The sequence below is a fragment of the Streptomyces sp. Root431 genome, assembly GCF_001426585.1.
GTDB lineage: Bacteria > Actinomycetota > Actinomycetes > Streptomycetales > Streptomycetaceae > Streptomyces > Streptomyces stackebrandtii.
This window is the reverse complement of record NZ_LMEI01000007.1, coordinates 125,884-149,651: the sequence shown is the minus strand read 5'-3', so window position 1 is coordinate 149,651 and position 23,768 is coordinate 125,884. Positions and strand designations below refer to the sequence as shown.

Sequence of the window (23,768 nt, the reverse complement as noted above, 5' to 3'; positions counted from 1 at the left end):
CAGGTCAGACGGCCTTTCGCGGACGTATCAGACGTTGAAGCGGAACTCCACCACGTCGCCGTCCTGCATCACGTACTCCTTGCCCTCCATGCGGGCCTTGCCCTTGGCGCGGGCCTCGGCGACCGAGCCGCATTCGACGAGGTCGGCGAAGGAGATGATCTCCGCCTTGATGAAGCCGCGCTGGAAGTCGGTGTGGATGACGCCGGCGGCCTCGGGGGCGGTGGCGCCCTTCTTGATCGTCCAGGCGCGGGTTTCCTTCGGGCCTGCCGTCAGGTAGGTCTGGAGGCCCAGGGTGGCGAAGCCGACGCGGCCCAGGGTGGCCATGCCCGGCTCTTCCTGGCCGACGGACTGGAGGAGCTCCAGGGCCTCGTCGTCCTCCAGCTCGATGAGCTCCTGCTCCAGCTTCGCGTTCAGGAAGATGGCCTCGGCGGGGGCGACCAGCGCGCGCTGCTCCTCCTTGAAGGCCTCGTCCGTCAGCTCGTCCTCGTCCACGTTGAAGACGTAGAGGAAGGGCTTCGTGGTGAGGAGGTGCAGCTCGTGGAGGAGGTCGCCCTGCTCCGTGCCCTTGGCGATGCCCTTCGAGAAGAGCGTGTCGCCCGCTTCGAGGATCTTCTTCGCCTCGAGGACGGCCGCGAGGACCGCGACCTTCTCCTTCTGGAGGCGGGACTCCTTCGTCAGGCGCGGCTCCGCCTTCTCGATCGACTGGAGGTCGGCGAGGATCAGCTCCGTGTTGATCGTCTCGATGTCGTCCTTCGGCGAGACCTTGCCGTCGACGTGGACGACGTTCTCGTCCTTGAAGGCGCGGATGACCTGGCAGATCGCGTCCGACTCGCGGATGTTCGCGAGGAACTTGTTGCCGAGGCCCTCGCCCTCCGAGGCACCGCGCACGATGCCGGCGATGTCGACGAAGTCCACCGTCGCGGGGAGGATCTTCTGCGAGCCGAAGATGCCCGCGAGGACCGCCAGGCGGGCGTCGGGGACACCGACGACTCCGACGTTGGGCTCGATCGTGGCGAACGGGTAGTTGGCCGCCAGCACGTCGTTCTTGGTCAGGGCGTTGAACAGGGTCGACTTGCCGACATTCGGCAGACCGACGATTCCGATCGTGAGCGACACGGTGGCGACTTCCTGAAGTGTGGATGGTGGGCCGATCCCCCAGTTTACGGGCGGGGCGAACCGGCCAGTGACGCCGACCTTCGGTCGATCTCGGGGGCAAGGTCACCCAAAGGGCGTGTCCCGGACCCGTTTCCCGCCCTCTCCCGACCTACGTTGGTGGAGTGGAGCAGCACAGGACAAGTCAGCCGCGAGGCCGCCGACGGCCGCAGACCCCCGTCACGCCGCCCGTGACACCGCCCGGCGCGCTCGTGGAGGGCCCGGCCGTGGAGGGCGTGGCCGTGTACCGCGCGACCGGCAGGGCCGGACGCGGAGCCGCCCGGATGGAGCGCGCCGCCGGGTCCGCCGCTCCCGCGCGCGGTTCCGTGCGGCCTCCGGGCGCCCGGCCCGTGCCTCCCTTCGTCCTCGCGCTGCGCCGGCTCCCCTCGCCCCGGCTCACCGGTCTCGGCGCCGGCCTCTTCGCCTCCGCCGTCATGCTCGTGATCGGGTTCCTCGACCGGCTGATCCTCGACGGCTCCCCGATCGTCTTCGGGCTGCTGTTCCTGCCGGTCAGCGCCCTGACCGCGCTGTGGGTCCGTACCGCCGACCTCGTCACCGCCCCCATCAGCGTGCCCATCGCCTTCGCCGTCGGGGTCGTCCCCATCGCCGGCGGTACGGGTGGGCTCGGCGGTCAGGCCATGGCCGTCGTGACCGCGCTCGCCGTGCACGCCGGGTGGCTCTACGGCGGCACCCTCGTCGCCGGGCTCATCACGAGCGTCCGGAAGGTACGGGACATGGGCCGCCGCCAGCAGCAGTCCGGTGGCGGGGCCGGTGGCGGGGCCCGTGGCGGGGCCGGGGCCGGTACGGGTGGTGGTCGGGTGGCCTCCGGTGCGGCTGGGGAGAAGCCGGGCGGGCGCCCTTCCGCGCCCGGTCGCCGACCCGTCGCCTAGCGTCCGCGCTCGCGTACGCCGTCCGGCGCCTCGGCCTCCGTCCACCTACGCCGTCCAGGCCCTCGGCCTCCGCCCCCGTACGCCGTCCCGCGCCTCGGCCTCCGCCCCCGTACGTCCTCCGGGGCGCCGTCCCCGCCCCCGTACGCCGTCCAAGGCCCCGCCCTCTCAGGCCTCCCCCGCCGCCATCGCCGCCCCCACGATCCCCGCGTTGTTCTGCAGCTCCGCCGGGACGATCTCCGCGCGGATGCCCTCGATCAGCGGGAGGAACTTGTCGGCCTTGCGGCTCACGCCGCCGCCGATGATGAAGAGCTCCGGCGAGAACAGCATCTCCACGTGCGCGAGGTACTTCGTCAGCCGCCGTTTCGCCCAGTGTTCCCAGCTGAGGTCCTCGTCCTCCTTGGCCTTCGTCGAGGCCCGCGTCTCCGCGTCGTGGCCCTTCAGTTCCAGGTGGCCCAGCTCCGTGTTGGGTACGAGCCGGCCGTCGACGAAGAGGGCGGAGCCGATGCCCGTGCCGAGCGTCAGCAGGATCACCGTGCCCTTGCGGCCCCGGCCCGCGCCGAAGGTCATCTCGGCGACTCCGGCCGCGTCCGCGTCGTTCAGGACGGTCACCGGGAGGCCGCCGAGCCGCTCGCTCAGGAGCGTGCCCGCGTCGACGCCGATCCAGGCCTTGTCGACGTTGGCGGCGGTACGGATCGTCGAGCCCGTCACCACGCCGGGGAAGGTCACGCCCACCGGTCCGGTCCAGCCGAAGTTCCCCACGACCTCCGCGACGCAGCCCGCCACACCGTCGGGTGTGGCGGGCTGCGGGGTCAGCACCTTGTGGCGCTCCTCGGCGAGCGCTCCGCGCTCCAGGTCCACGGGGGCGCCCTTGATGCCCGAACCGCCGATGTCCACTCCGAAGACGTTCATGGACCCACGGTAAGGGCTTCGGCGGGGAGTTACTCCTTGACGGGAACCGTCGCGGCGAGCTTCTCCGCCTCGGCCCGCAGGTCCTTGTTGCGGAGCTCCTTGGGGAGGGAGAACGTCAGGGACTCGTCCGCCGTCTTGACGATCTCGACGTCCGCGTAGCCGCGCTCGCCGAGCCACTCCAGGACCTCCTGGACCAGGATGTCCGGGACGGAGGCGCCGGAGGAGAGGCCGACGCTGGTGACGCCCTCCAGCCAGGCCTCGTCGATCTCGCTCGCGAAGTCGACCAGGTACGCGGCGGGCACGCCGGCCTGCTTGGCGACCTCGACCATGCGGATCGAGTTCGAGGAGTTCTTCGAGCCGACGACGATCACGAGCTCCGCCTGGCCGGCGAGCTCCTTGATGGCGATCTGGCGGTTCTGCGTGGCGTAGCAGATGTCGTCGGACGGCGGGGAGATCAGCTGCGGGAACTTCTCCTTCAGCGCGTCGACCGTCTCCATCGTCTCGTCGACCGAGAGCGTGGTCTGGGAGAGCCAGACGACCCGCGAGGGGTCGCGGACCTCGATCTTGGCGACGTCCCCGGGGCCGTCGACCAGCTGGATGTGGTCGGGCGCCTCGCCGGAGGTGCCGATGACCTCCTCGTGGCCCTCGTGGCCGATGAGGAGGATGTCGAAGTCGTCGTTGGCGAAGCGGACGGCTTCCTTGTGGACCTTGGTGACGAGCGGGCAGGTCGCGTCGATCGTCGCGAGCCGGCCCTGGCGGGCCTCCTCGTGGACGGTCGGGGCGACGCCGTGCGCGGAGAACATCACGATGTTGCCCGGCGGCACCTCGGTCGCCTGGTCGACGAAGATCGCGCCCTTCCGCTCCAGGGTCTGGACCACGTACTTGTTGTGGACGATCTCGTGGCGTACGTAGATCGGCGCCCCGTACTGCTCCAGGGCCTTCTCCACGGCGATCACGGCACGGTCCACGCCCGCGCAGTAGCCGCGGGGAGCGGCGAGCAGGACACGCTTCGGGCGGTTCGTCGCGGGAGCGGACTCGGACGTCGACGCGGGCGTTGCAGTCATGCGTCCCATCGTAAGGCCGCGTCGGTCAGCGGTTTGATCGGTGCCGTGGCCGAGACTGGCCGCATGGCCGAGGAACCGCAGGTGGCTGCGCGTGAGGAACACACAGATCTCCGCCGGAGCCTCGGCTTCCGCGACCTCGTCGTCTACGGACTCCTCTTCATCGCGCCGATGGCTCCCGTCGGCGTCTTCGGCACGCTCGACGCCAAGTCCCACGGGTCCGTCGCACTGGTGTACATCGTGGCGACCGTCGCCATGGCCTTCACCGCGTTCAGTTACGCCCAGATGATCCGGGTCGCGCCGCAGGCCGGCTCCGTCTTCACGTACGCCCGCAAGGGGCTCGGCGAAGGGCCCGGTTTCGTGGCCGGGTGGATGGCCCTGCTCGACTACCTGCTGATCCCGGCCGTGGCCTATCTCTTCGCGGGCATCGCGATGGAGGCGCTGGTCCCGGAGGTGGACCGGTGGGTGTGGACCGGGATCGCCGTCGTGGTCACCACCCTGCTCAACCTGTGGGGCGTCCGGGCGGCGGCCCGGGTCGGCTTCGCCGTGCTGGCGATGGAGATCGTCGTCCTCCTCGTCTTCGTCGTGTCGGCGGTGGTGGTGCTCGTACGGGACGGGGCCCGGCGCGACTGGTGGTCGCCGCTCACCGGCGACGTCTCCTTCTCGACGGCCGCGGTCCTCGGCGCCGTGTCGGTGGCGGTCCTGTCCTACCTGGGCTTCGACGCCATCGCCTCCTTCGCGGAGGAGGTCACCGGCGGGTCGGCGAAGGTCGCGCGGGCGGTGCTGTTCTGCCTGGCGCTCGCGGGGGTGCTGTTCGTGGCGCAGACCTGGCTCGTGGCCCTCCTCCAGCCGGTCTCCTCGGCCGAGCTCGCCGCCGATCCGGTCCGGCAGGGTTCCGCCTTCTACGACGCCGTGGAGGTGTCGGTCGGCGGCTGGCTGCACGACCTGGTCGCCGTCTCGAAGGCGATCGGCGCCGCCTTCGCCGCCCTCGCGGGCCAGGCGGCCGGCGCGCGGCTGCTCTTCGCGATGGGCCGCGACCGGCGCCTGCCGCACGTACTGGCCCGGACGGACTCGGGCGTGCCGCGCGTGGCGCTGCTCGTGGCGGCGACGGTGACGATGATCGCGGCGGTGTGGGCGGCGCGGCGGGACGACGGCCTCGACCACTTGGTGTCGGTGGTCGACGTCGGCGCGCTGACGGCGTTCGTGCTGCTGCACGCGAGCGTGGTGGGGTGGTTCGCGGTCCAGCGGGCGGAGGGCCCGCCGAACTGGCTGAAGCACGTCGTCATGCCGGTCGTCGGTGCGGCCATCCTGATCGCCGTGATCGTGGAGGCCTCGGTCGCCGCGCAGGTGGTGGGCGTGGTGTGGCTGGGGATCGGGCTCGTCGTCCTGGCCATGCAGGGGACGACCCGGCCGACGGCTCGGTCCTGAGGTCCCCCGTACCGTTCCCGTACACGCGGCTCCCGTACCCGCACCCGTACACGCACCCGTACACGCGGCCGTCGCCGTCGTCGTACACGTTGTCGTACCGCGCCGTTACGCTCGGTCCATGGCTCTGAACACGTCCGCCGAAGCACCGCTTCCCGTCGGTGAGGTCTCCCGCCTGATCGGGGGCTGGATCGACCGGCTCGGAGCGATCTGGGTCGAGGGGCAGATCACGCAGCTGTCGCGGCGCCCCGGCGCCGGGGTCGTCTTCCTGACGCTGCGGGACCCCTCGTACGACATCTCGATCAGCGTCACCTGCTACCGCCAGGTCTTCGACTCGGTCGCGGACCTGGTCTCCGAGGGCGCCCGGGTCGTCGTGCACGCGAAGCCCGAGTGGTACGCGCCGCGCGGGCAACTGTCGCTGCGGGCCGTGGAGATCAAGCCGGTGGGGATCGGCGAGCTGCTCGCCCGCCTGGAGCAGCTGAAGCGGAGCCTGGCGGCCGAGGGGCTCTTCGCGCTCGACCGGAAGAAGCCGCTGCCGTTCCTGCCGCACCTCATCGGGCTCGTCTGCGGACGCGCCTCGGCGGCGGAGCGGGACGTCCTGGAGAACGCGCGGCGCCGCTGGCCGGCCGTCCGCTTCGAGGTGCGGAACGTCCCGGTGCAGGGCGTGAAGGCCGTCCCGCAGGTCGTCCAGGCGGTGAAGGAGCTCGACGCCCACGAGGACGTGGACGTGATCATCGTCGCCCGGGGCGGCGGCAGCGTCGAGGACCTGCTGCCGTTCTCGGACGAGCAGCTCGTACGGGCCGTCGCCGAGTGCCGTACGCCGGTGGTCTCCGCGATCGGCCACGAGCCGGACTCGCCCCTCCTCGACCTGGTGGCCGACCTGCGGGCCTCGACGCCGACGGACGCCGCCAAGAAGGTCGTGCCGGACGTCGGGGAGGAGCTCGACCGGGTACGCGGGCTGCGGGACCGGGCGCTGCGGACCGTGCGGGGGCTCCTGGAGCGGGAGGAGCGCGGCCTCGCGCACGCGCTCGCGCGGCCTGTCATGGAGCATCCGCAGCGGATGGTCGAGGTCCGCGAGGACGAGATCGACGCGCTGCTCGCGCGGAGCCGGCGGGTCCTGGGACACCTCCTGGACCGGGCCGACTCGGAGCTCTCGCACACCCGGGCGCGGGTCCGGGCGCTGTCGCCCGCCGCGACGATGGAGCGGGGGTACGCGGTGCTCCAGCGGGCGGACGGGGCGGTGGTCCGCTCTCCCGAGGAGGTCGCGGAGGGCGAGGAGCTGCGGGCCCGGGTCGCCGAGGGCGAGTTCGCGGTGCGCCGCGTGGCCGACCCGGCCTGAGCGGGTCCCGAAGATCATGGAGAGAGGACTCGCGCGGCGCGACGTCGAGCGAGAGAGCGACACGGAGGGTGGAGCAGATGGCAGCCGGTACGGAAGAGGCGGCGCTCGGCTACGAGCAGGCGCGGGACGAGCTCATCGAGGTCGTCCGGCGACTGGAGGCGGGCGGGACGTCCCTGGAGGAGTCCCTCGCGCTCTGGGAGCGCGGCGAGGAGCTGGCGAAGGTCTGCCGGCGACGCCTTGAGGGGGCCCGGGCCCGCCTCGACGCCTCCCTGGCGGCGGAGCGCGCGGCCGAGGCCGCGGAGGAGGCCTCGGGCGGGGAGGAGTAGCCCGGCCGGTGACCTGCCGGTGGTCTGCCGGTGGTCCGGTTGGTGGTCCGGTTGGTGGCGTACCGGCGCCTGTCGGCGCCCTTCCGCGCCCCGCCCCGCCCTGTCGTAGACTCGGGAGTGAAGCGGATCACTATCCGGATGGATTAGTTGAAGTTTCATCAATCATGCGCGTACTGTCGAGGACATCGCTTGATCCGCAGTCCGGAAGGTACGCAGCATGTCTCTCGCCCTTGACCCCGCCGCCCAGGACCTCCTCTTCCGCGAGGCCCGCACCGCCAACACGTTCACCGACGAGCCGGTGACCGACGAGCAGGTCCAGGCGATCTACGACCTGGTGAAGTACGGCCCGACCGCCTTCAACCAGACCCCGCTGCGCATCACGCTGGTCCGCTCCCCCGAGGCCCGTGAGCGCCTGGTCAAGCACATGGCCGAGGGCAACCAGCCGAAGACCGCCGCCGCCCCGCTGGTCGCGATCCTCTCCGCCGACAACGAGTTCCACGAGGAGCTCCCGGCCCTGCTCCCGCACTTCCCGCAGGCCAAGGACATGTTCTTCGCCGAGCGCCCGGTCCGCGAGCAGTCGGCCGTGCTGAACGCCGCCCTCCAGGCCGCCTACTTCATCGTCGGCGTCCGCGCCGCCGGCCTCGCCGCCGGCCCGATGACCGGTCTCGACTTCGCCGGGCTCCAGAAGGAGTTCCTGGACGACGACCACACCCCGCTGATGGTCGTCAACATCGGCAAGCCGGGCGAGGACGCCTGGTTCCCGCGCTCCCCGCGCCTGGCCTACGACGACGTCGTCACGACCGTCTGAGCCCGAGCACCGCACGCACAGCCCGAAGGGCCCCGCACTCACCGAGTGCGGGGCCCTTCTCGTACGCCTCGGGCGTCTCTCAGACCTTCTGGGACTTGAGCGAGCCCGCCATCTCGGCCAGCCGCTCGAAGGAGGCCGTGCCGGTCACGACGGTCGTCGCGCCGCCCTCCGTGCGGACGAGCGCGTCGTACTTCGGCCCCTCCCAGCGCTGCCAGACCTGGCCGGCCACCGTCTGGGTCTTCCCCGTGTTCTTCGCCTCGTGGGTGACCTCGGGCACGTACTTGCCCGGCGCCGCCGTCGACTGGTGGATCGCCACGTACTGCGTGTCCGGGGAGAGGAACCCGAGCTGCCAGGCGTCGCCCTTCTCGCGCTTGTACGAGACGACCGTCGCCTTCCAGTCCGCCCCGAGCCCCTCGGGGGCCAGCACCGGATAAGGCGCCGCCCGCTGGGCCGTCAGGAGCTCGACGCGGTAGTCCTTCGCCTTGACCGGCGCCGCGCTCTCGTCGTGCGGGATGAAGAGATACATCACTCCCGCAGCAACCATGATCACCCCGAGGGACTGGAACATCCCTCGTACCGTCTGCCTACCTCGCATACCTGCCACGCCCATCATGGTCGCATCAGGGTGCCGTGCTCAAACGTGGGCCCCTCTGCTCATTTTGTCGACGTACCGATAGAGTCGGAGCACCCTCGTTTTTCCGGCCGTCGCCGTTCCCGGCCGTCGCCGTACAGAAAGGTGCGCTTCGATGACCGAGAGCCATCACCTGCCGCCCGAACTCGTCGTCTCCCCCGAGGCCCCCGACCGCAACCTCGCCCTTGAGCTGGTCCGCGTCACCGAGGCCGCCGCCATGGCCGCCGGCCGCTGGGTCGGCCGCGGCGACAAGATCGGCGCGGACGGCGCGGCGGTCAACGCCATGCGGACCCTGATCTCCACCGTCTCGATGAACGGCGTCGTCGTCATCGGCGAGGGCGAGAAGGACGAAGCCCCGATGCTCTTCAACGGCGAGCGGGTCGGCGACGGCACCGGCGCCGAGGTCGACATCGCCGTCGACCCGATCGACGGCACCACGCTCAACGCCAAGGGCATGCCGAACGCGATCGCCGTCCTGGCCGCCGCCGACCGCGGCACCATGTTCGACCCGTCCGCGGTCTTCTACATGGACAAGCTGGTCACCGGCCCCGAGGCCGCCGACTTCGTCGACATCAACGCCCCCGTCTCGGTCAACATCCGCCGGGTCGCCAAGGCGAAGAACTCCTCGCCCGAGGACATCACGGTCATGATCCTGGACCGCCCCCGTCACGAGGGCATCGTCAAGGAGATCCGCGAGACCGGGGCCCGGATCAAGTTCATCTCGGACGGCGACGTCGCCGGTTCGATCATGGCCGTCCGCGAGGGCACCGGCGTCGACATGCTCATGGGCGTCGGCGGCACGCCCGAGGGCATCATCTCCGCCTGCGCCATCAAGTGCCTCGGCGGTGTGATCCAGGGCAAGCTGTGGCCGAAGGACGAGGCCGAGCGGCAGAAGGCGCTCGACGCGGGCCACGACCTGGACCGGGTGCTCTCCACGAACGACCTGGTCAGCGGCGACAACGTGTTCTTCGTCGCGACCGGCATCACCGACGGCGAGCTGCTGCGCGGCGTGCGCTACCGCGCCGAGACGGCGACCACGCAGTCGCTGGTCATGCGCTCGAAGTCCGGCACGATCCGCCAGATCGACTCGACGCACCGGCTCTCGAAGCTGCGCGCGTACAGCAAGATCGACTTCGATCGCGCCAAGTAAGCCGCGTCACTGGCTGAGCCGCGTCACCGGCCGAGCCGAGCCACCGGCTGCTGAGCCGAACGGCACGAAGAGGGGCGCCCCCATGTGCGGTGGGGGCGCCCCTTCCCGTACGGGCCGCGACGGCGTCCGCTCCGGACCCGTCAGCCCGCCTGGGCGATCCGTCCGTCGGTCGCGGACGCCTTCCTGAGCTCCACCTCGCGCCGCCTGCGCCTGGCCAGGACCACGCGGCGCTCCGCCGCGGTGAGCCCGCCCCACACCCCGTACGGCTCGGGCTGGAGCAGCGCGTGCTCCCGGCACTCGACCATCACGGGACAGCGGGCGCAGACCCGCTTGGCCGCCTCCTCCCGCGCGAGCCGCGCGGCGGTCGGCTCCTTGGAGGGGGCGAAGAACAGCCCGGCCTCGTCCCGGCGGCACACCGCCTCCGCGTGCCAGGGGCCGGCCTCGTCCTCCCGGGCAGGTGTGCGCTGAGGGGGAACGGCGGCGACCTGGAGGGGCTGATGCGGCAGTGGCAGCACGGTCTACTCCTGACGACGGCTTCGCGAGCGAGCGGCGATGCAGCAGCCCTACCCGCTGTGCGCGCGCCTATGCACTGCGTGCCGCCTCGTTCCGCACTGCGGATACCCACGGGCGAAATCCGGTCACCGGCGCGAGCACGGAGACCGCCTCGCCGTCCGCCCCGACGCCCGGTACGTCCGTGCCGCGTCCGTCCCGACATCCGGCCCGCGTCCGTCCCGACGCCCGGCCCGTGTCCGTCCCGACGCCCTTCGAGCTCCCGGCGTCAGTGCCCTAGGTGTTTGCGCAGCTTGCCCTGGAGGTCGGTGATCCACTTGCCGCGCTTGGGCCTCGCCTCGACGTTGCCGAAGACCGAGTAGCCGTTGACGACGACGACCGGGGCCTGCGGGTCGACGCCCTCCAGGGTCACGACCTCGAAGTTGCCGAAGACCCCGCTTCCGTTGCCGCGCAGGCTGATGTTCTCCGGGACCCGCACCTCGACGTTCCCGAAGATCGACGTGGCGTTGATCGTGGTCAGGCGCTGCGCGAAGATCGCCTCGGTCAGGTCGATCTCGATGTTGCCGAAGAGCGCGAAGGCGTTCGTCCTGCGGCCCACGCGCCACCGGCCCTTGCGGGTGGTGCTGGAGAAGATCGCGACGAGGCTGTCCGCGGCGGCGTCGGGGTCGCCCGGGTCGTCGTCGTACGCCGGCGCGGGCTCCCTGCGGGTCCGGGGGCCCGGCAGGTCGCTGACGATCGGCTCCAACTCCCCGACGGTCTTGGCGCGGTAGACCGCGTCGATCCGGTCGGAGTGCTCCTCGGGATCGATCCGGCCCTCGGCCAGGGCGTCGCGGAGGATGTCCGCGATCCGGTCCCGGTCCGCGTCGGAGGCCCTCAACGCCCCCTGCGGGTCGGCGAAAGCGGTCTCGGCCCGGGCGGGCTCGACGGGAGCGGCCGACCGCTGCGGCTGCGGCTGCTCTTCGGGTTCGGGCTTCTTTTCGAGGTCCACGGCGCCAGCCTAGCGAAACGCGATAGATCGCGACCAGAGGGCGGGGCCGACGGCCTCCCTCTCGTACGGAAGCGGCAGACGGCGAGAGCGAGGGAATCGGGGAGCGCGAGGGAAACGCGCCACATCGGCGCGGTCCCGGCCCCTACTGAGCCTTACCTCACAGGATCCGGACCGCGCCCTCGTTCTACGCTGGAGGACGCGCGGCCAATGGAGGCGGCGCCGCTGTCTGTCGAGTGAGGAATGGCTGCCGTCATGCCAGAGTTTGCGTACTCCGATCTGCTCCCCCTGGGAGAGGACACCACGCCCTACCGCCTGGTGACCTCCGAAGGTGTCTCCACCTTCGAGGCCGACGGCCGTACGTTCCTCAAGGTCGAGCCCGAAGCGCTGCGCACGCTGGCCGCCGAGGCGATCCACGACATCCAGCACTTCCTGCGCCCGGCCCACCTGGCCCAGCTGCGCCGGATCATCGACGACCCGGAGGCGTCGAGCAACGACAAGTTCGTCGCGCTCGACCTCCTCAAGAACGCGAACATCGCCGCCGCGGGCGTCCTGCCCATGTGCCAGGACACCGGCACCGCGATCGTCATGGGCAAGCGCGGCCAGAACGTGCTGACCCCGGGCCGCGACGAGGAGGCCCTGTCCAAGGGCATCTACGACGCGTACACCAAGCTCAACCTGCGGTACTCGCAGATGGCCCCCGTCACCATGTGGGAGGAGAAGAACACCGGCTCGAACCTGCCCGCGCAGATCGAGCTGTACGCGACCGACGGCGGCGCGTACAAGTTCCTCTTCATGGCCAAGGGCGGCGGCTCCGCCAACAAGTCCTTCCTCTACCAGGAGACGAAGGCCGTCCTCAACGAGGCGAGCATGATGAAGTTCCTGGAGGAGAAGATCCGCTCGCTCGGCACGGCCGCCTGCCCGCCGTACCACCTGGCGATCGTCGTCGGCGGCACGAGCGCCGAGTTCGCGCTCAAGACCGCGAAGTACGCCTCCGCGCACTACCTGGACGAGCTGCCCACCGAGGGCTCGGCCGAGACCGGTCACGGCTTCCGCGACAAGGAGCTGGAGGAGAAGGTCTTCGAGCTGACGCAGAAGATCGGCATCGGCGCGCAGTTCGGCGGCAAGTACTTCTGCCACGACGTCCGCGTCGTCCGCCTCCCCCGCCACGGCGCCTCGCTGCCCGTCGCGATCGCCGTCTCCTGCTCGGCCGACCGCCAGGCCGTCGCGAAGATCACCGCCGAGGGCGTCTTCCTGGAGCAGCTGGAGACCGACCCGGCGCGCTTCCTGCCGGAGACGACCGACGAGCACCTCTCCGAGGAGAGCGACGTCGTCACCATCGACCTGAACCAGCCGATGGACGACATCCTCGCCGAGCTCACCAAGTACCCGGTCAAGACCCGCCTCTCCCTCAACGGCCCGCTGGTCGTGGCGCGCGACATCGCGCACGCCAAGATCAAGGAGCGCCTGGACGCGGGCGAGGAGATGCCGCAGTACCTGAAGGACCACCCGGTCTACTACGCGGGCCCGGCGAAGACCCCCGAGGGGTACGCCTCCGGTTCCTTCGGCCCGACGACGGCCGGCCGCATGGACTCGTACGTGGAGCAGTTCCAGGCCGCGGGCGGCTCGAAGGTCATGCTGGCCAAGGGCAACCGCTCCGGGCAGGTCACGGCCGCGTGCGACGCGCACGGCGGCTTCTACCTCGGCTCGATCGGCGGCCCGGCGGCCCGGCTCGCGCAGGACTGCATCAAGAAGGTCGAGGTCGTCGAGTACGAGGAGCTCGGCATGGAGGCGGTCTGGAAGATCGAGGTCGAGGACTTCCCGGCGTTCATCGTCGTGGACGACAAGGGCAACGACTTCTTCCAGAACCCGGCGCCGGAGCCGACCTTCACGCACATCCCGGTGCGGGGCCCCGGCCTCGGCTGAACCGGCGATCCGCTGATCCGTTGATCCACTGATCCGTTGATCCACTGATCCGTTGATCCACTGATCGGCCGATCCGCGCGCACAACGCCCCGAGCGCCCCCCGGTCCGTACCCACGGACCGGGGGGCGTTGTCGATCTCCGCTCAGAAACTCGCTACCGACCGGTAGACCTCTCGTTACCTACCGGTCAGTATTGGCCGCGAGCATGTCAACCACTGAGCCGGTAGACCACTCGGGAGCCCCCCATGACCTCCGCATCCCCCACCCCCCGCACGTCCGCCCGCAGGCGCGTCGCCGCCGGCGCCACGGGCGCGCTGGCCCTGACGGCCTTCCTCGTCGTCGGTCCCGCCCCCGCCGCCTCCGCGGCCGACCCGGACACCCACCTGGTGTCGGCCGCCGCCCTCGCGGACGTCGACTACGCGACCTGGCGCAAGGACGTCGCGGCCGTCGTCGCCGAGGCCCGCCCGTACATCGAGGAGCGCGCGAAGGACGCCGGCAGCGAGAAGCAGGCCATCGTCCTCGACATCGACAACTCCTCCCTGGAGACCGACTTCCACCCCTTCTGGGAGCTGCCGACCCCGGCCATCGCGGACGTCCGCGACCTGGTCCGCGACGCCCGCGCCAAGGGAGTGGCGGTCTTCTTCGTCACCGCCCGCCCGGGGATCATCCACTCCCTGACCGACTGGAACCTGAAGCGCGCCGGATACCCGGTCGACGGCCTGTACGTGCGCTCGCTGCCCGACCTGTTCGCCGAGGTCAGCGCGTACAAGACGGCGAAGCGCGCGGAGATCGAGGCCAAGGGCTACACGATCATCGCGAACATCGGCAACAACACCACCGACATCGTCGGCGGGCACGCCGAGCGCGCCTTCAAGCTGCCCGACTACGACGGCAAGCTGTCCTAGCGCAGGACCACCTCCAGCGCGGGACCACCTCCGGCGCGGGACCGCCTCCAGCGCGTGGCGATGAGGAACTCCATCCGCTCGCAGTCCCGTCGGTACTCGGGCGGATGGAGCCGTGCGCGTTCTTGAAGCCGCCCGTGTCGCCCGTGCCGCCCGTGAGGGGACGTCCTCCGGCGCCTGCCGCTCCTCCGCCATCGTGTCCGGCGCCCCTCCCGGAGCCGCCCGCTAGCGGAGCTACTCTGACGCGCATGGAACACCGGATACGGATCATGGTCCCCGCCGCCGCGCTGCTGGTGGGCGGGGTGCTGACCGGCTGCGGCGAGGCCGAACCGCTGCCCGAGATCACTCAGGGCGCGCGGCCCACGACGGCACCCGCCACGACGGCCCCGGAGGCACCGGAGGCGAGCGCGTCGGCCGTCGCGGGCGCGTCCCTCGGCGGGCCGGGGACGGCCTGCGCGCTGCCCGTCTCCTTCACGCTGGCCGAACAGTGGGAGCCGGAGGCCGTCAAGGACCCCGAGAACCCGGACTTCGCCGCGCTCATGCGCCAGGGCCCGGCCACGGTCCGCTGCGAGGCGGACGCCAAGCCGAGCGGGCACGTCGGCTATCTGCGGGTGTGGACGGCGGAGGGGAAGGGCCCGGCCCGGACCACCCTCGAAGGTTTCGTGAAGGCGGAGAAGGGCAGCTCGGCCGCCGTCTACCGCGAAACGAAGGCGGGCACGCTGCCCGCCACCGAGGTGACGTACACCGTCCACAACGAGGTGATGGAGGAGACCAAGGAGGAGCGGGCCTTCGCCGTCGCGACCCCGAAGGGGACGGTGATCGTCCACCTCGGCGGCCTCGACACGGCGGAGCACCGGGCGATGCTCCCGGCGTACGAGCTGGCCAGGACGACGCTGAAGCTCGGCTGAGCCGTCGCGGAATCCACGGAAGCCACGACCGTGGCCCCTCGTCCCGCACCGGACGGGGGGCCACGGCGTTCGTGGGGCCGGACTACGGCGTCGGGGCTACGCGAACTTCTGCTTCGCCGAGCCGTCGCAGTTCTGCAGCCGGATCGGCTCCTTCGCCGCGCCTTGGGCGAGGCAGAGTCCGGTCGCGCCGGCGGGCCGGATCGTGGCGCCGTCGCGGACGAACTTCTGGTTGGCGGCGCCGCTGCAGTTCCAGATGATGAGCGCCTTGCCCGCCTGGTAGACGGCGCCGGGCACGTCCAGGCAGCGGTCCTGGGTGAGCTGGGTGTGGAGCGTCTGCCGGGCGGAGTCGTACCACCAGCCCTGGTTGCGGCCGCCGTGGCAGTCCCAGCCGAGGACGGCGGTGCCGTTGGCGGACTCGGACGCGTTCACGTCCAGGCAGTTGCCGGTGGCCTCGACCTTCAGCGGCTTGTACGCGTCGTCCCAGGCGACCGGGAAGAGGGTCGGCGTGCCCGAGGAGTTGACGTCGGCGCAACCGGCCTCACGGAGACCCGAGTTGTAGATCTGGGTCAGGCAGGACGCGAAGGCGCCGTGACCGCTCTTGTTGGGGTGGAAGGACTGGCGGGTGCTGTTCTCGTCGATCCCGCCGGGCTTGGAGAGGTCGATGTAGAGGCCCCGGGCCCAGGTGTCCTCCATGCAGACCTCGTGCCCGTGGAAGAGGCGCGAGTTGTCGAGGTAGACGGCTCCGGTGTCCGCCGCGACCTTGCGCATGCCGCGTTCGAAGGCGGGGACGGCGGTGTTGCGGCCCCACTTGGTGTCGGAGTCGTAGCCCATGCCGCCGCAGGAGAGCTTCCCGGGGAAGTTCGGGTTGTCGTAGAAGTCGGGACCGATGGGGCTGGGGTAGCCCATGACGACGAGCTTGTAGTCGCCGTCGGCGTATCCGGCGTCGCGCATGACGGTCTTGAGGTCGCGCACGGTCTGCTCGACCTTGGGGACGAGCGCGTCGACGCGGGCCTGCCAGCCGGGGGCGTACTTGGGCTCGCAGGCGCCCTGGCTGAGTACGTACCGGGTGACGCAGTCGGTCATGACGGGGCCGAACTGCAGGTCGTCGTTGGCTCCGGCGACGAGCAGGACCATCTTGATCCGGGTGTTGCGGGCCTTCACGGCGAGGTTGTCGCTCTGGACGAGCTCGTCGGCGTACTGCTTCGAGCCGCCGATCCGGATGTTGCCGGTGTAGGCGCCGGAGCAGGACACGTTGAAGGTGAGGTCCGCGGGGATGCCGGTGCGGTGGATGGCGGCGTCCGACGAGCGGTGGCACCAGTTGGTCGGGCCGTTCGTGGGGGATTCGTACGTACCGACGCCCTCGCCGGAGATCTCGCTGTCGCCGAGGGAGATGAGGCCGGTCTTGCGCTGCGCGAGCGGGCGCTCGGCCGGGTCGCCGTAGATCTTGGTGGCCTCGGCGGCCCGGATCGCCTCCAACTCGGGCGGGAGCGGTACGGAAGCGGTGACCGGTGCGGTGAGGGTGCCGGCGGCTCCGGCGGGGGCCGCCGCGGTCATCGTGCCGAGCGCGGCGGCGGCCGCGGCGACGGCCGCGATGGGCCAGCGGAGTCTGTACCTGGTGCGCTTCATTGCGCCTCCTGGAAGTGGGGTTACCCACGGTTTTTACTGGTCGGTACGCGGGTTGGGAATACATCGAACAAGACAAGTGCTCATGTTTTTCGGGGGGTTCGGGGGTCGACCCCCGATGAGCACGGCCAGGAGGCAGAGGAAGATGACGACGAACAGCGCAGCCGACGAGTACCGGATCGAGCACGACTCCATGGGCGAGGTGCGGGTCCCCGCGCACGCCAAATGGCGTGCGCAGACCCAGCGGGCCGTGGAGAACTTCCCCGTGTCGGGCCAGCGCCTGGAGCGCGCCCACATCGAGGCCCTGGCCCGGATCAAGGCCGCCGCGGCCACGGTCAACGCCCGGCTCGGGGTGATCGACGCGGACCGGGCGGAGGCGATCGCCTCGGCGGCCGAGGAGGTCGCCGAGGGGCGCTGGGACGACCACTTCCCCGTGGACGTCTTTCAGACCGGCTCCGGCACCTCGTCCAACATGAACGCCAACGAGGTGATCGCCACGCTCGCCGGCGAGCGGCTCCCCGAGGGCCGGGACGTCCACCCCAACGACCACGTGAACGCCTCGCAGTCCTCCAACGACGTCTTCCCCTCCTCCATCCACATCGCGGCCACCGGCGCCGTCACCCGGGACCTGATCCCCGCGCTCGATCATCTGGCCGCCGCCCTGGAGCGAAAATCGGCCGAATTCGCGACGGTGGTGAAGTCCGGCCGCACGCACCTGATGGACGCCACCCCGGTCACCCTCGGACAGGAGTTCGGCGGCTACGCGGCGCAGGTCGGGTACGGCGTGGAGCGACTGCGCTCCGCCCTCCCCCGGCTCGCCGAACTCCCCCTCGGCGGTACGGCGGTGGGCACCGGCATCAACACCCCGGCCGGCTTCTCCGCCGCCGTCATCGCGGAGGTCGCGCGGGCGACCGGCCTGCCGCTGACGGAGGCCCGCGACCACTTCGAGGCGCAGGGCGCCCGCGACGCCCTCGTGGAGACGTCCGGGCAGCTCAGGACCATCGCCGTCTCCCTCACCAAGATCTCCAACGATCTGCGCTGGATGGCCAGCGGCCCGCGCACGGGCCTCGCGGAGATCAACCTCCCCGACCTCCAGCCGGGCTCGTCGATCATGCCGGGCAAGGTCAACCCGGTGGTCCCCGAGGCGGTCCTGATGGTCGCCGCACAGGTGACCGGAAACGACACCACGGTGGCGGTGGCGGGCGCCGCGGGGAACTTCGAGCTCAACGTGATGCTGCCGGTCATGGCCAAGAACCTCCTGGAGTCGATCCGGCTGCTCGCCAACGCCTCCCGGCTGCTCGCGGACCGCACGGTCGACGGGATCACCGCCAACGTCGAGCGGGCCCGCGAGTACGCCGAGTCCTCGCCGTCCGTGGTCACCCCGCTGAACAAGTACATCGGCTACGAGGAGGCCGCCAAGGTCGCGAAGAAGTCCCTCGCCGAGCGGAAGACCATCCGCGAGGTGGTGCTCGCGTCCGGGTACGTCGAGCGGGGCGACCTCACGGTCGAGCAGCTGGACGAGGCGCTCGACGTCCTGCGGATGACACGTCCGTGACCGACCGGCCGGTAGCTGACCGATCAGTGACGTGTGCCGCAGCGGCGGTGGGAGCGCGCCCCTAAGATCTGCGCATGACAGAGTCGGGCGGTCCACAGCACTGGGCGCCGGGGGAGCAGATCCTCTGGCGCTACCGCGGCAACGGCACCGGCGCCGTGCACATCTGCCGGCCGGTGACCGTCGTCCAGGACACGTCGGAGCTGCTCGCGGTCTGGATGGCGCCCGGCACCGAGTGCGTACGGCCCGTGCTCGCCGACGGCACGCCCGTGCACGAGGAGCCGCTCGCCACCCGGTACACCGCCCCGCGCACCACGGAGCGGTCCCGCTGGTTCGGCAGCGGGGTCCTCAAGCTGGCCCGGCCCGGGGACCCCTGGTCGGTCTGGCTGTTCTGGGAGCGGGGCTGGCGCTTCCGCAGCTGGTACGTGAACCTGGAGGAGCCGCGCACCCGTTGGTCCGGCGGCGTCGACTCCGAGGACCACTTCCTCGACATCTCCGTCTACCCCGACCGCAGTTGGCTGTGGCGTGACGAGGACGAGTTCGCGCAGGCCCAGCGGTCCGGTCTGATGGACCGGGAGCAGGCCGCGCGGGTGCGGGCCGCGGGGCGGCGGGCCGTGGAGCAGATCCACTCCTGGGGGGCGCCGTTCGCCGACGGATGGGAGGACTGGCGGCCCGATCCGGGGTGGCCCGTGCCGCAGCTTCCGGGCGACTGGGACCGCACTCCGGCCCATACGGCCCCGTGAGACCCTTGATGCGCCCCCGGGGTTCAAACGTAGGATCGTCCTCCGCACGGCAGAAGCGGATCGAACACCACGTCAGACCGACCGAGCACCACGCCAACGACTCAGCACAGCGCAGGACCTGACCACAAGTCATCCACGAGGGGGAGAGCAGTGCCGGACGTGCGCCCGGGTGTTCCGACCCCTGCCGTTGCCGCCTCTCACGGAACGTCCACATCCGCTGCATACGAGGGGTTTATCCCTGCCGAAGGCGCGGCATCGGCGAGAAGAGCGAGTGCATCGCACCACCGGCCCGGACGGACGGAATCCCACGCGTGACGGAGCATCCCACCTCCCACGAAGGCCGACAGCCGCTGGCTGCCCGGCCGCAGGAACGCGCGCGCCCTCGCCAGGAGGCGGCGGCCCCCGGCCTGCCCTCCGACGTGCCCGCCCAGCCGGGCGGCCCGGCGGACCGGACGGCGACGGCCCCTGGTACGGACACGACCGTGCCGAACGGCACCTCAGGCACCTCCAGAACCTCCAGTGCCCCAGGCACCCCCAGCGCCCCCGGCGCGCCCGCCGAAACCGCCGGTCCGGCCGCCGGTCCCGGTCCGGCCTCCGGCCCGGTCGGCGGGGGCGGGGCCCCCGGGGCGGTGGCGGTCGCCGTGACCGCGCAGAGCTCCGGCGCGGGCCGGGGTCCCGACGGCGCCGCGCGGCGCGAAGGAGAGCGGCTCCGGTTCGTCGGCGCCGCGACCCGCCGGATCGCGCGCGGGCTCGACCTCGACGAGATCGTCCTCGGCCTGTGCCGGGCGACCGTGCCCACCTTCTCCGACGAGATCCTCGTCTACCTGCGCGATCCGCTGCCGGTGGGCGACGAGCGCCCGGTGGCGCCGTTCGTGCTGCGGCTGCGCCGTACCGACCGGCTCCGGTTAAGCGAACTGGAGGGCGAGGAGCTCGTCCTCGTACCCGATCCGGATCCGACCCCCGCGGCCGAACTCTGCGAGGTGCGGTCCGGCGGGGCGCTCGCCGAGGTGCTGCGCGGCGTGCGCCCGGTCTTCGGCGACTCCGCCGCGGCCAAGACCGCGCTGACCGAGCTCCTCGGCCCCGAGCACCCGCTGCCCGGCGGGCTGCGGGCGATACTCGCCCCGCTGCGCGGCCGGCGCCGGGTGATCGGCGCGGCCGTCTTCCTGCGCCGCCCCGAGCGAGCCGGTTTCGAGCCGAACGACCTGCTCGTCGCGGCGCAGCTGGCCACGCACACCGCGCTCGGCATCGACAAGGCCGTGCTGTACGGCCGTGAGGCGTACATCGCGGACGAGCTCCAGCGGACGATGCTCCCGGACTCCCTCCCGCAGCCGACGGGCGTGCGGCTCGCCTCGCGCTACCTCCCGGCCGCCGAGACGGCCCGGGTCGGCGGCGACTGGTACGACGCGATCCCGCTGCCCGGCAGCAGGGTCGCCCTGGTCGTCGGCGACGTCATGGGCCACTCCATGACCTCGGCGGCGATCATGGGCCAGCTGCGCACCACCGCGCAGACCCTGGCCGGGCTCGACCTGCCGCCACAGGAGGTCCTGCACCACCTGGACGAGCAGGCGCAGCGGCTCGGCGAGAACCGGATGGCCACCTGCATGTACGCGGTGTACGACCCGGTCTCGCACCGGATCACCGTGGCCAACGCCGGCCATCCGCCGCCGATACTGCTCCACCTCGGCGGGCGTGCCGAGGTGCTGCGGGTGCCGCCCGGCGCCCCGATCGGGGTCGGCGGCGTCGACTTCGAGGCGGTCGAGCTGGACGCCCCGGCGGGCGCGACGCTGCTGCTGTACACGGACGGTCTGGTGGAGTCCCGGCTGCGGGACGTCTGGACCGGGATCGAGCAGCTGCGGGAGCGCCTCGCGGCGACCGCGCAGCTGACCGGGCCGGACCATTCCCCGCCCCTTGAGGCGCTCTGCGACGACGTCCTGGACATGCTGGGTCCGGGCGACCGGGACGACGACATCGCGCTGCTCGCGGCCCGGTTCGAGGGGATCGCGCCGAGCGACGTCGCGTACTGGTTCCTGGAGCCGGAGGACGCGGCTCCGGGGCGGGCGAGGCGCCTCGCCCGGCGGGCGCTCGCCCGCTGGGACCTGGAGGAGCTGACGGACTCGGTCGAGCTGCTCATCAGCGAGGTCGTGACGAACGCCGTGCGGTACGCGGAGCGGCCGGTGACCCTGCGGCTGCTCAAGACGGACGTGCTGCGCTGCGAGGTCGGCGACGACTCGCCGCAGCTGCCCCGGCAGCGGCGGGCGCGGGACACGGACGAGGGCGGGCGCGGCCTGTTCCTGGTGAACCGGCTGGCCAGGCGGTGGGGGGCGACCCGGCTCTCGGGCGGCAAGGTCGTCTGGTTCGAACTGGCCACGCGCGGCTGATTCGGAGAGAGACACGACGATGGCCGGACCCCGGTAAGGGTCCGGCCATCACTCTCTTACGGCCTCACGGCCTCACGGTCACCGCTGAGGGCGGCCGGTGTTGGTGTCACCGGTCTGCCCCTCGTCCGGGTCCGGGTTCGGCGGCTGAGCCGTCGTCGGGTCGGTGGTCGGCGGCTCGGTCGTCGGCGGCGCCGGCGAGGTCGGCTCGTCGGTCGGCTCCGTCGGGTCCTCCGTGGGAGGCTGCGGTGGCGTCGTGGTGGTGGGCTCGCGGGTCGGCTCCGGCGGCGTGGTGGCCGTCGAGGTCGGCGGAGGCGTCGGGTCCGGGGACTCGGTGGTCGGCTCGTCGGTCGGCTCGTCGGTCGGCTCGCCGGTGGTCGGGGTGGGATCCGGGTTCTGGTCGTACGAGCCCGAGCCGTCGGTCTCCAGGTCGAAGCGGGCGTCGGAGCCGCCGTCGAGGGCGCTGGTGGTGTAGTCGCCCCAGATCTGGGCGGGCGTGCGGCCACCGTTGGCGCGGCCCTCGTTGATCGTGTTGGTCAGGGTCACCTGCTTGCCCTTGGCGTCCTCGCCGAAGAGGCCGACGGCGGTGACGAGTTCGGGCGTGTAGCCCACGAACCAGGCGGAACGATTGTTCTCGGAGGTGCCGGTCTTGCCTGCGGCGTCGTAGTCGCCGGCGGCGCGGAAGCCGGAACCGCTCTGCACGACGCCCTGCAGGGCCTTGGTGGTGGTGTCGGCGGCCTCGCGGCTGATGACCTGGCTGCCGATCGCGTCCACGGCCTGGACCTTGCGGTCCTTGTGCGAGGCGGCCTTCACGAGGGTCGGGGTGACCTTCTTGCCGTGGTTGTCGAGCGTGGCGTACACACCGGCCATGTCCATGGTCGAGGCGCCCATGGTGCCGAGGGACATGGCAGGGCTGAGACCGAAGTCCGGGCCGTCCTTCATGCCGAGGTCGAGGGCGGTCTTCTTGGTCTCGGCCTCGCCGACGTCGACGATCATCTGGGCGAAGACCGAGTTGATGGACTTGTTGGTGGCCTTCTGGACGGTGACGGGGCCGTGGTTGCGGTCGTCCTCGTTCTCCGGCGCGAAGGGGATGTCACTGCCGACGACCGGACGCTTGCTGGTGCCGTCATAGATCGTGCCGAGTCCTATGTCCCACCCGCCCTGCGTCTCCGCCTCGGTCTCGACGGCCGTGGCGAGGACGATCGGCTTGAAGGTCGAGGCGGGCTGGTAGTCGCGACGGGTCGCGTTGGACATCCAGTGCTCGGTGGCGCCGACGCCGCCGTACATGGCGACGACCGCGCCCGTCTTCGGGTCGACGGAGGTGGCGCCGGCCTGGACGGTGGCGTCCTTCTTGTCGCCCTTGCGGTCGAGCTTGGCCTCCAGCTGCCGGTCGACCGCCTTGACGAGGTCCTTCTGCTTCTTCTCGTCGATGTTGAGGGTGATCGTCCAGCCGCCGGCCTTGATGTCCTCCTCGCTGACGCCCTGGCGCATCAGCTCCTGGTTGGCGGCCTCGACGATGTAGCCGGTCTGGCCCTCCATGCCGGGGGCGGGCTTGGGCTTCTGCGGCACGGGGAACTTCAGGCCGGCGCGCTCGGTGGACGAGAGCCAGCCCTCGCCGACCATGTTGTCGAGGACGTAGTTCCAGCGCTCCTCGACGAGCTTGCGGCCGGTGGCGCTCGCGGAGGTCCAGTCGTACTGGTTGGGCGCCTGGAGCAGCGAGGCGAGGTAGGCGCCCTGGGCGGTGGTGAGCTCGGTGGCGTCGACGCCGTAGTACGAGCGGGCGGCGGCCTGGATGCCGTAGGCGCTGCGCCCGTAGTAGCTCGTGTTCATGTACCCGGCGAGGATCTCGCTCTTGCTCGCCTCCTGGTCCACCTTGATGGCGATGACCATTTCCTTGAGCTTGCGGGTCGCCGTCTGGTCCTGGCTCAGGTAGAAGTTCTTGACGTACTGCTGGGTGATGGTCGAGCCACCCTGCTTGCCCTGGCCGGTGAGGGTCGACCAGGCGGCGCGCGTGGTGCCCTTGATGTCGACGCCGTTGTCCTTGTAGAAGCTCTTGTTCTCGGCGGCGACGAAGGCCTTCTGGACCTTCTCGGGGATCTTCTCCAGGCCGACGATCTCGCGGTTGATCTTGCCGGTGCGGGCGAGGATCTTGCCGTTGGCGTACTTGTAGATGTTGCTCTGCATGGTCGCCTCGGCGTTGGCCGTCGGCACGGGGACCATGATGTAGACGACGTACAAGGCGCCCATGGCGAGCAGGCAGAACACGAAGAAGGTGCCCAGGAGCTTCTTCCAGGAGAAGAAGCGGCGTATGCCGCGTTTCTTCGCCTTGCTCTTGTCCGGTCGGCCCATGGGTCCTGTCGCTCCACTCGTCGTGTGTCTCGGCGCCTCGGCTGTCTCGCGTCCCCGTCGAATCAGCTCAGCAAGCTAACACCGACGATGCAGACAAACAGCAACCGATCACGCCTTTTCCGGACGTGAGAATCAGCACCCACCCCCAGAGGAACCGACGCTCGATCGGGCCCGATGGTTGCGCGCCCGCAGCAACGAACTCGGG

General features: G+C 71.2%; 20 protein-coding genes. 12 read left to right on the top strand and 8 right to left on the bottom strand.

The window, feature by feature from the left end:
- Positions 1-27: 27 nt before the first annotated feature.
- A complete protein-coding gene (gene ychF / locus ASC82_RS07960) occupies positions 28-1,116 on the bottom strand; it encodes a redox-regulated ATPase YchF (RefSeq protein ID WP_024760863.1) in 1,089 nt (362 codons plus the stop codon).
- Between the two features lie 320 nt (positions 1,117-1,436).
- On the opposite strand from ychF, the gene ASC82_RS07955 reads away from it, so the two are divergent.
- On the top strand, positions 1,437-2,042 hold the full coding sequence (locus tag ASC82_RS07955) for a DUF6542 domain-containing protein (RefSeq protein ID WP_056644836.1): 606 nt from the start codon (positions 1,437-1,439) through the stop codon (positions 2,040-2,042).
- Positions 2,043-2,207: 165 nt separating this feature from the next.
- On the opposite strand, the gene ppgK is transcribed toward ASC82_RS07955, so the two are convergent.
- Both ppgK and ASC82_RS07945 read right to left on the bottom strand, forming a co-directional pair.
- Positions 2,208-2,951 (bottom strand): polyphosphate--glucose phosphotransferase, encoded by a 744-nt coding sequence (ppgK, locus tag ASC82_RS07950; protein ID WP_056643664.1) that lies wholly within the window; start codon positions 2,949-2,951, stop codon positions 2,208-2,210.
- Positions 2,952-2,980: 29 nt separating this feature from the next.
- Complete coding sequence (locus ASC82_RS07945; protein ID WP_107105854.1) at positions 2,981-4,015, bottom strand: 4-hydroxy-3-methylbut-2-enyl diphosphate reductase; 1,035 nt, start codon at positions 4,013-4,015, stop codon at positions 2,981-2,983.
- 63 nt (positions 4,016-4,078) lie between these two features.
- Here ASC82_RS07945 and ASC82_RS07940 point away from each other — a divergent pair, with 63 nt between their 5' ends.
- From ASC82_RS07940 to ASC82_RS07925, 4 genes are all read left to right on the top strand, one after another.
- A complete protein-coding gene (locus ASC82_RS07940; RefSeq protein ID WP_056643660.1) occupies positions 4,079-5,440 on the top strand; it encodes an APC family permease in 1,362 nt (453 codons plus the stop codon).
- A 118-nt stretch (positions 5,441-5,558) separates the two neighbouring features.
- Positions 5,559-6,776 (top strand): exodeoxyribonuclease VII large subunit, encoded by a 1,218-nt coding sequence (gene xseA, locus ASC82_RS07935; RefSeq protein WP_056643658.1) that lies wholly within the window; start codon positions 5,559-5,561, stop codon positions 6,774-6,776.
- A 77-nt stretch (positions 6,777-6,853) separates the two neighbouring features.
- Complete coding sequence (locus ASC82_RS07930; RefSeq protein ID WP_024760869.1) at positions 6,854-7,102, top strand: exodeoxyribonuclease VII small subunit; 249 nt, start codon at positions 6,854-6,856, stop codon at positions 7,100-7,102.
- 217 nt (positions 7,103-7,319) lie between these two features.
- The gene (locus ASC82_RS07925; RefSeq protein WP_056643655.1) at positions 7,320-7,910 is read left to right on the top strand and encodes a malonic semialdehyde reductase; all 591 of its coding nucleotides are present in this window, start codon (positions 7,320-7,322) and stop codon (positions 7,908-7,910) included.
- A 79-nt stretch (positions 7,911-7,989) separates the two neighbouring features.
- Here the strand turns inward: ASC82_RS07925 and ASC82_RS07920 are convergent, their stop codons facing one another.
- Positions 7,990-8,523: a DUF4245 domain-containing protein gene (locus ASC82_RS07920; protein ID WP_199862497.1), complete on the bottom strand. Its 534-nt coding sequence runs from the start codon at positions 8,521-8,523 to the stop codon at positions 7,990-7,992.
- Between the two features lie 133 nt (positions 8,524-8,656).
- Here ASC82_RS07920 and glpX point away from each other — a divergent pair, with 133 nt between their 5' ends.
- Entirely contained in the window at positions 8,657-9,691 is a 1,035-nt protein-coding gene (glpX, locus tag ASC82_RS07915; RefSeq protein WP_024760872.1) for a class II fructose-bisphosphatase, read from the top strand.
- Between the two features lie 140 nt (positions 9,692-9,831).
- Here the strand turns inward: glpX and ASC82_RS07910 are convergent, their stop codons facing one another.
- Entirely contained in the window at positions 9,832-10,206 is a 375-nt protein-coding gene (locus tag ASC82_RS07910; protein ID WP_055641534.1) for a WhiB family transcriptional regulator, read from the bottom strand.
- Positions 10,207-10,469: 263 nt separating this feature from the next.
- Entirely contained in the window at positions 10,470-11,189 is a 720-nt protein-coding gene (locus tag ASC82_RS07905; protein WP_056643653.1) for a DUF1707 domain-containing protein, read from the bottom strand.
- Positions 11,190-11,441: 252 nt separating this feature from the next.
- Here ASC82_RS07905 and ASC82_RS07900 point away from each other — a divergent pair, with 252 nt between their 5' ends.
- The 3 genes from ASC82_RS07900 to ASC82_RS07890 all read left to right on the top strand — a co-directional run bounded on the left by ASC82_RS07900 (position 11,442) and on the right by ASC82_RS07890 (position 14,921).
- Positions 11,442-13,112 carry a fumarate hydratase gene (locus ASC82_RS07900; RefSeq protein WP_056643650.1) on the top strand — a complete coding sequence of 557 codons (1,671 nt, stop codon included), beginning with the start codon at positions 11,442-11,444 and terminating at the stop codon, positions 13,110-13,112.
- Positions 13,113-13,356: 244 nt separating this feature from the next.
- Positions 13,357-14,016 (top strand): HAD family acid phosphatase, encoded by a 660-nt coding sequence (locus ASC82_RS07895; protein ID WP_056643648.1) that lies wholly within the window; start codon positions 13,357-13,359, stop codon positions 14,014-14,016.
- Positions 14,017-14,261: 245 nt separating this feature from the next.
- Entirely contained in the window at positions 14,262-14,921 is a 660-nt protein-coding gene (locus ASC82_RS07890; protein WP_056643646.1) for a lipoprotein, read from the top strand.
- Positions 14,922-15,017: 96 nt separating this feature from the next.
- Here the strand turns inward: ASC82_RS07890 and ASC82_RS07885 are convergent, their stop codons facing one another.
- The gene (locus ASC82_RS07885) at positions 15,018-16,547 is read right to left on the bottom strand and encodes a ricin-type beta-trefoil lectin domain protein (RefSeq protein WP_056643644.1); all 1,530 of its coding nucleotides are present in this window, start codon (positions 16,545-16,547) and stop codon (positions 15,018-15,020) included.
- 142 nt (positions 16,548-16,689) lie between these two features.
- On the opposite strand from ASC82_RS07885, the gene ASC82_RS07880 reads away from it, so the two are divergent.
- The 3 genes from ASC82_RS07880 to ASC82_RS07870 all read left to right on the top strand — a co-directional run bounded on the left by ASC82_RS07880 (position 16,690) and on the right by ASC82_RS07870 (position 21,217).
- Positions 16,690-18,099 (top strand): class II fumarate hydratase, encoded by a 1,410-nt coding sequence (locus tag ASC82_RS07880; RefSeq protein ID WP_056643641.1) that lies wholly within the window; start codon positions 16,690-16,692, stop codon positions 18,097-18,099.
- A gap of 74 nt (positions 18,100-18,173) precedes the next feature.
- On the top strand, positions 18,174-18,839 hold the full coding sequence (locus ASC82_RS07875; RefSeq protein WP_056643639.1) for a DUF402 domain-containing protein: 666 nt from the start codon (positions 18,174-18,176) through the stop codon (positions 18,837-18,839).
- A 311-nt stretch (positions 18,840-19,150) separates the two neighbouring features.
- The gene (locus tag ASC82_RS07870; protein WP_056643637.1) at positions 19,151-21,217 is read left to right on the top strand and encodes an ATP-binding SpoIIE family protein phosphatase; all 2,067 of its coding nucleotides are present in this window, start codon (positions 19,151-19,153) and stop codon (positions 21,215-21,217) included.
- Positions 21,218-21,295: 78 nt separating this feature from the next.
- Here the strand turns inward: ASC82_RS07870 and ASC82_RS07865 are convergent, their stop codons facing one another.
- Complete coding sequence (locus tag ASC82_RS07865) at positions 21,296-23,563, bottom strand: transglycosylase domain-containing protein (RefSeq protein WP_056643634.1); 2,268 nt, start codon at positions 23,561-23,563, stop codon at positions 21,296-21,298.
- Positions 23,564-23,768: the final 205 nt, after the last annotated feature.

Bases quoted from the DNA above. Each gene is read 5' to 3' on its own strand.
- ASC82_RS07955 (WP_056644836.1), top strand. From the start codon at position 1,437: ATGGAGCGCGCCGCCGGGTCCGCCGCTCCCGCGCGCGGTTCCGTGCGG.
- ppgK (WP_056643664.1), bottom strand. From the start codon at position 2,951: ATGAACGTCTTCGGAGTGGACATCGGCGGTTCGGGCATCAAGGGCGCC.
- ASC82_RS07945 (WP_107105854.1), bottom strand. From the start codon at position 4,015: ATGACTGCAACGCCCGCGTCGACGTCCGAGTCCGCTCCCGCGACGAAC.
- ASC82_RS07940 (WP_056643660.1), top strand. From the start codon at position 4,079: ATGGCCGAGGAACCGCAGGTGGCTGCGCGTGAGGAACACACAGATCTC.
- xseA (WP_056643658.1), top strand. From the start codon at position 5,559: ATGGCTCTGAACACGTCCGCCGAAGCACCGCTTCCCGTCGGTGAGGTC.
- ASC82_RS07930 (WP_024760869.1), top strand. From the start codon at position 6,854: ATGGCAGCCGGTACGGAAGAGGCGGCGCTCGGCTACGAGCAGGCGCGG.
- ASC82_RS07925 (WP_056643655.1), top strand. From the start codon at position 7,320: ATGTCTCTCGCCCTTGACCCCGCCGCCCAGGACCTCCTCTTCCGCGAG.
- ASC82_RS07920 (WP_199862497.1), bottom strand. From the start codon at position 8,523: ATGATGGGCGTGGCAGGTATGCGAGGTAGGCAGACGGTACGAGGGATG.
- glpX (WP_024760872.1), top strand. From the start codon at position 8,657: ATGACCGAGAGCCATCACCTGCCGCCCGAACTCGTCGTCTCCCCCGAG.
- ASC82_RS07900 (WP_056643650.1), top strand. From the start codon at position 11,442: ATGCCAGAGTTTGCGTACTCCGATCTGCTCCCCCTGGGAGAGGACACC.
- ASC82_RS07895 (WP_056643648.1), top strand. From the start codon at position 13,357: ATGACCTCCGCATCCCCCACCCCCCGCACGTCCGCCCGCAGGCGCGTC.
- ASC82_RS07890 (WP_056643646.1), top strand. From the start codon at position 14,262: ATGGAACACCGGATACGGATCATGGTCCCCGCCGCCGCGCTGCTGGTG.
- ASC82_RS07885 (WP_056643644.1), bottom strand. From the start codon at position 16,547: ATGAAGCGCACCAGGTACAGACTCCGCTGGCCCATCGCGGCCGTCGCC.
- ASC82_RS07880 (WP_056643641.1), top strand. From the start codon at position 16,690: ATGACGACGAACAGCGCAGCCGACGAGTACCGGATCGAGCACGACTCC.
- ASC82_RS07875 (WP_056643639.1), top strand. From the start codon at position 18,174: ATGACAGAGTCGGGCGGTCCACAGCACTGGGCGCCGGGGGAGCAGATC.
- ASC82_RS07865 (WP_056643634.1), bottom strand. From the start codon at position 23,563: ATGGGCCGACCGGACAAGAGCAAGGCGAAGAAACGCGGCATACGCCGC.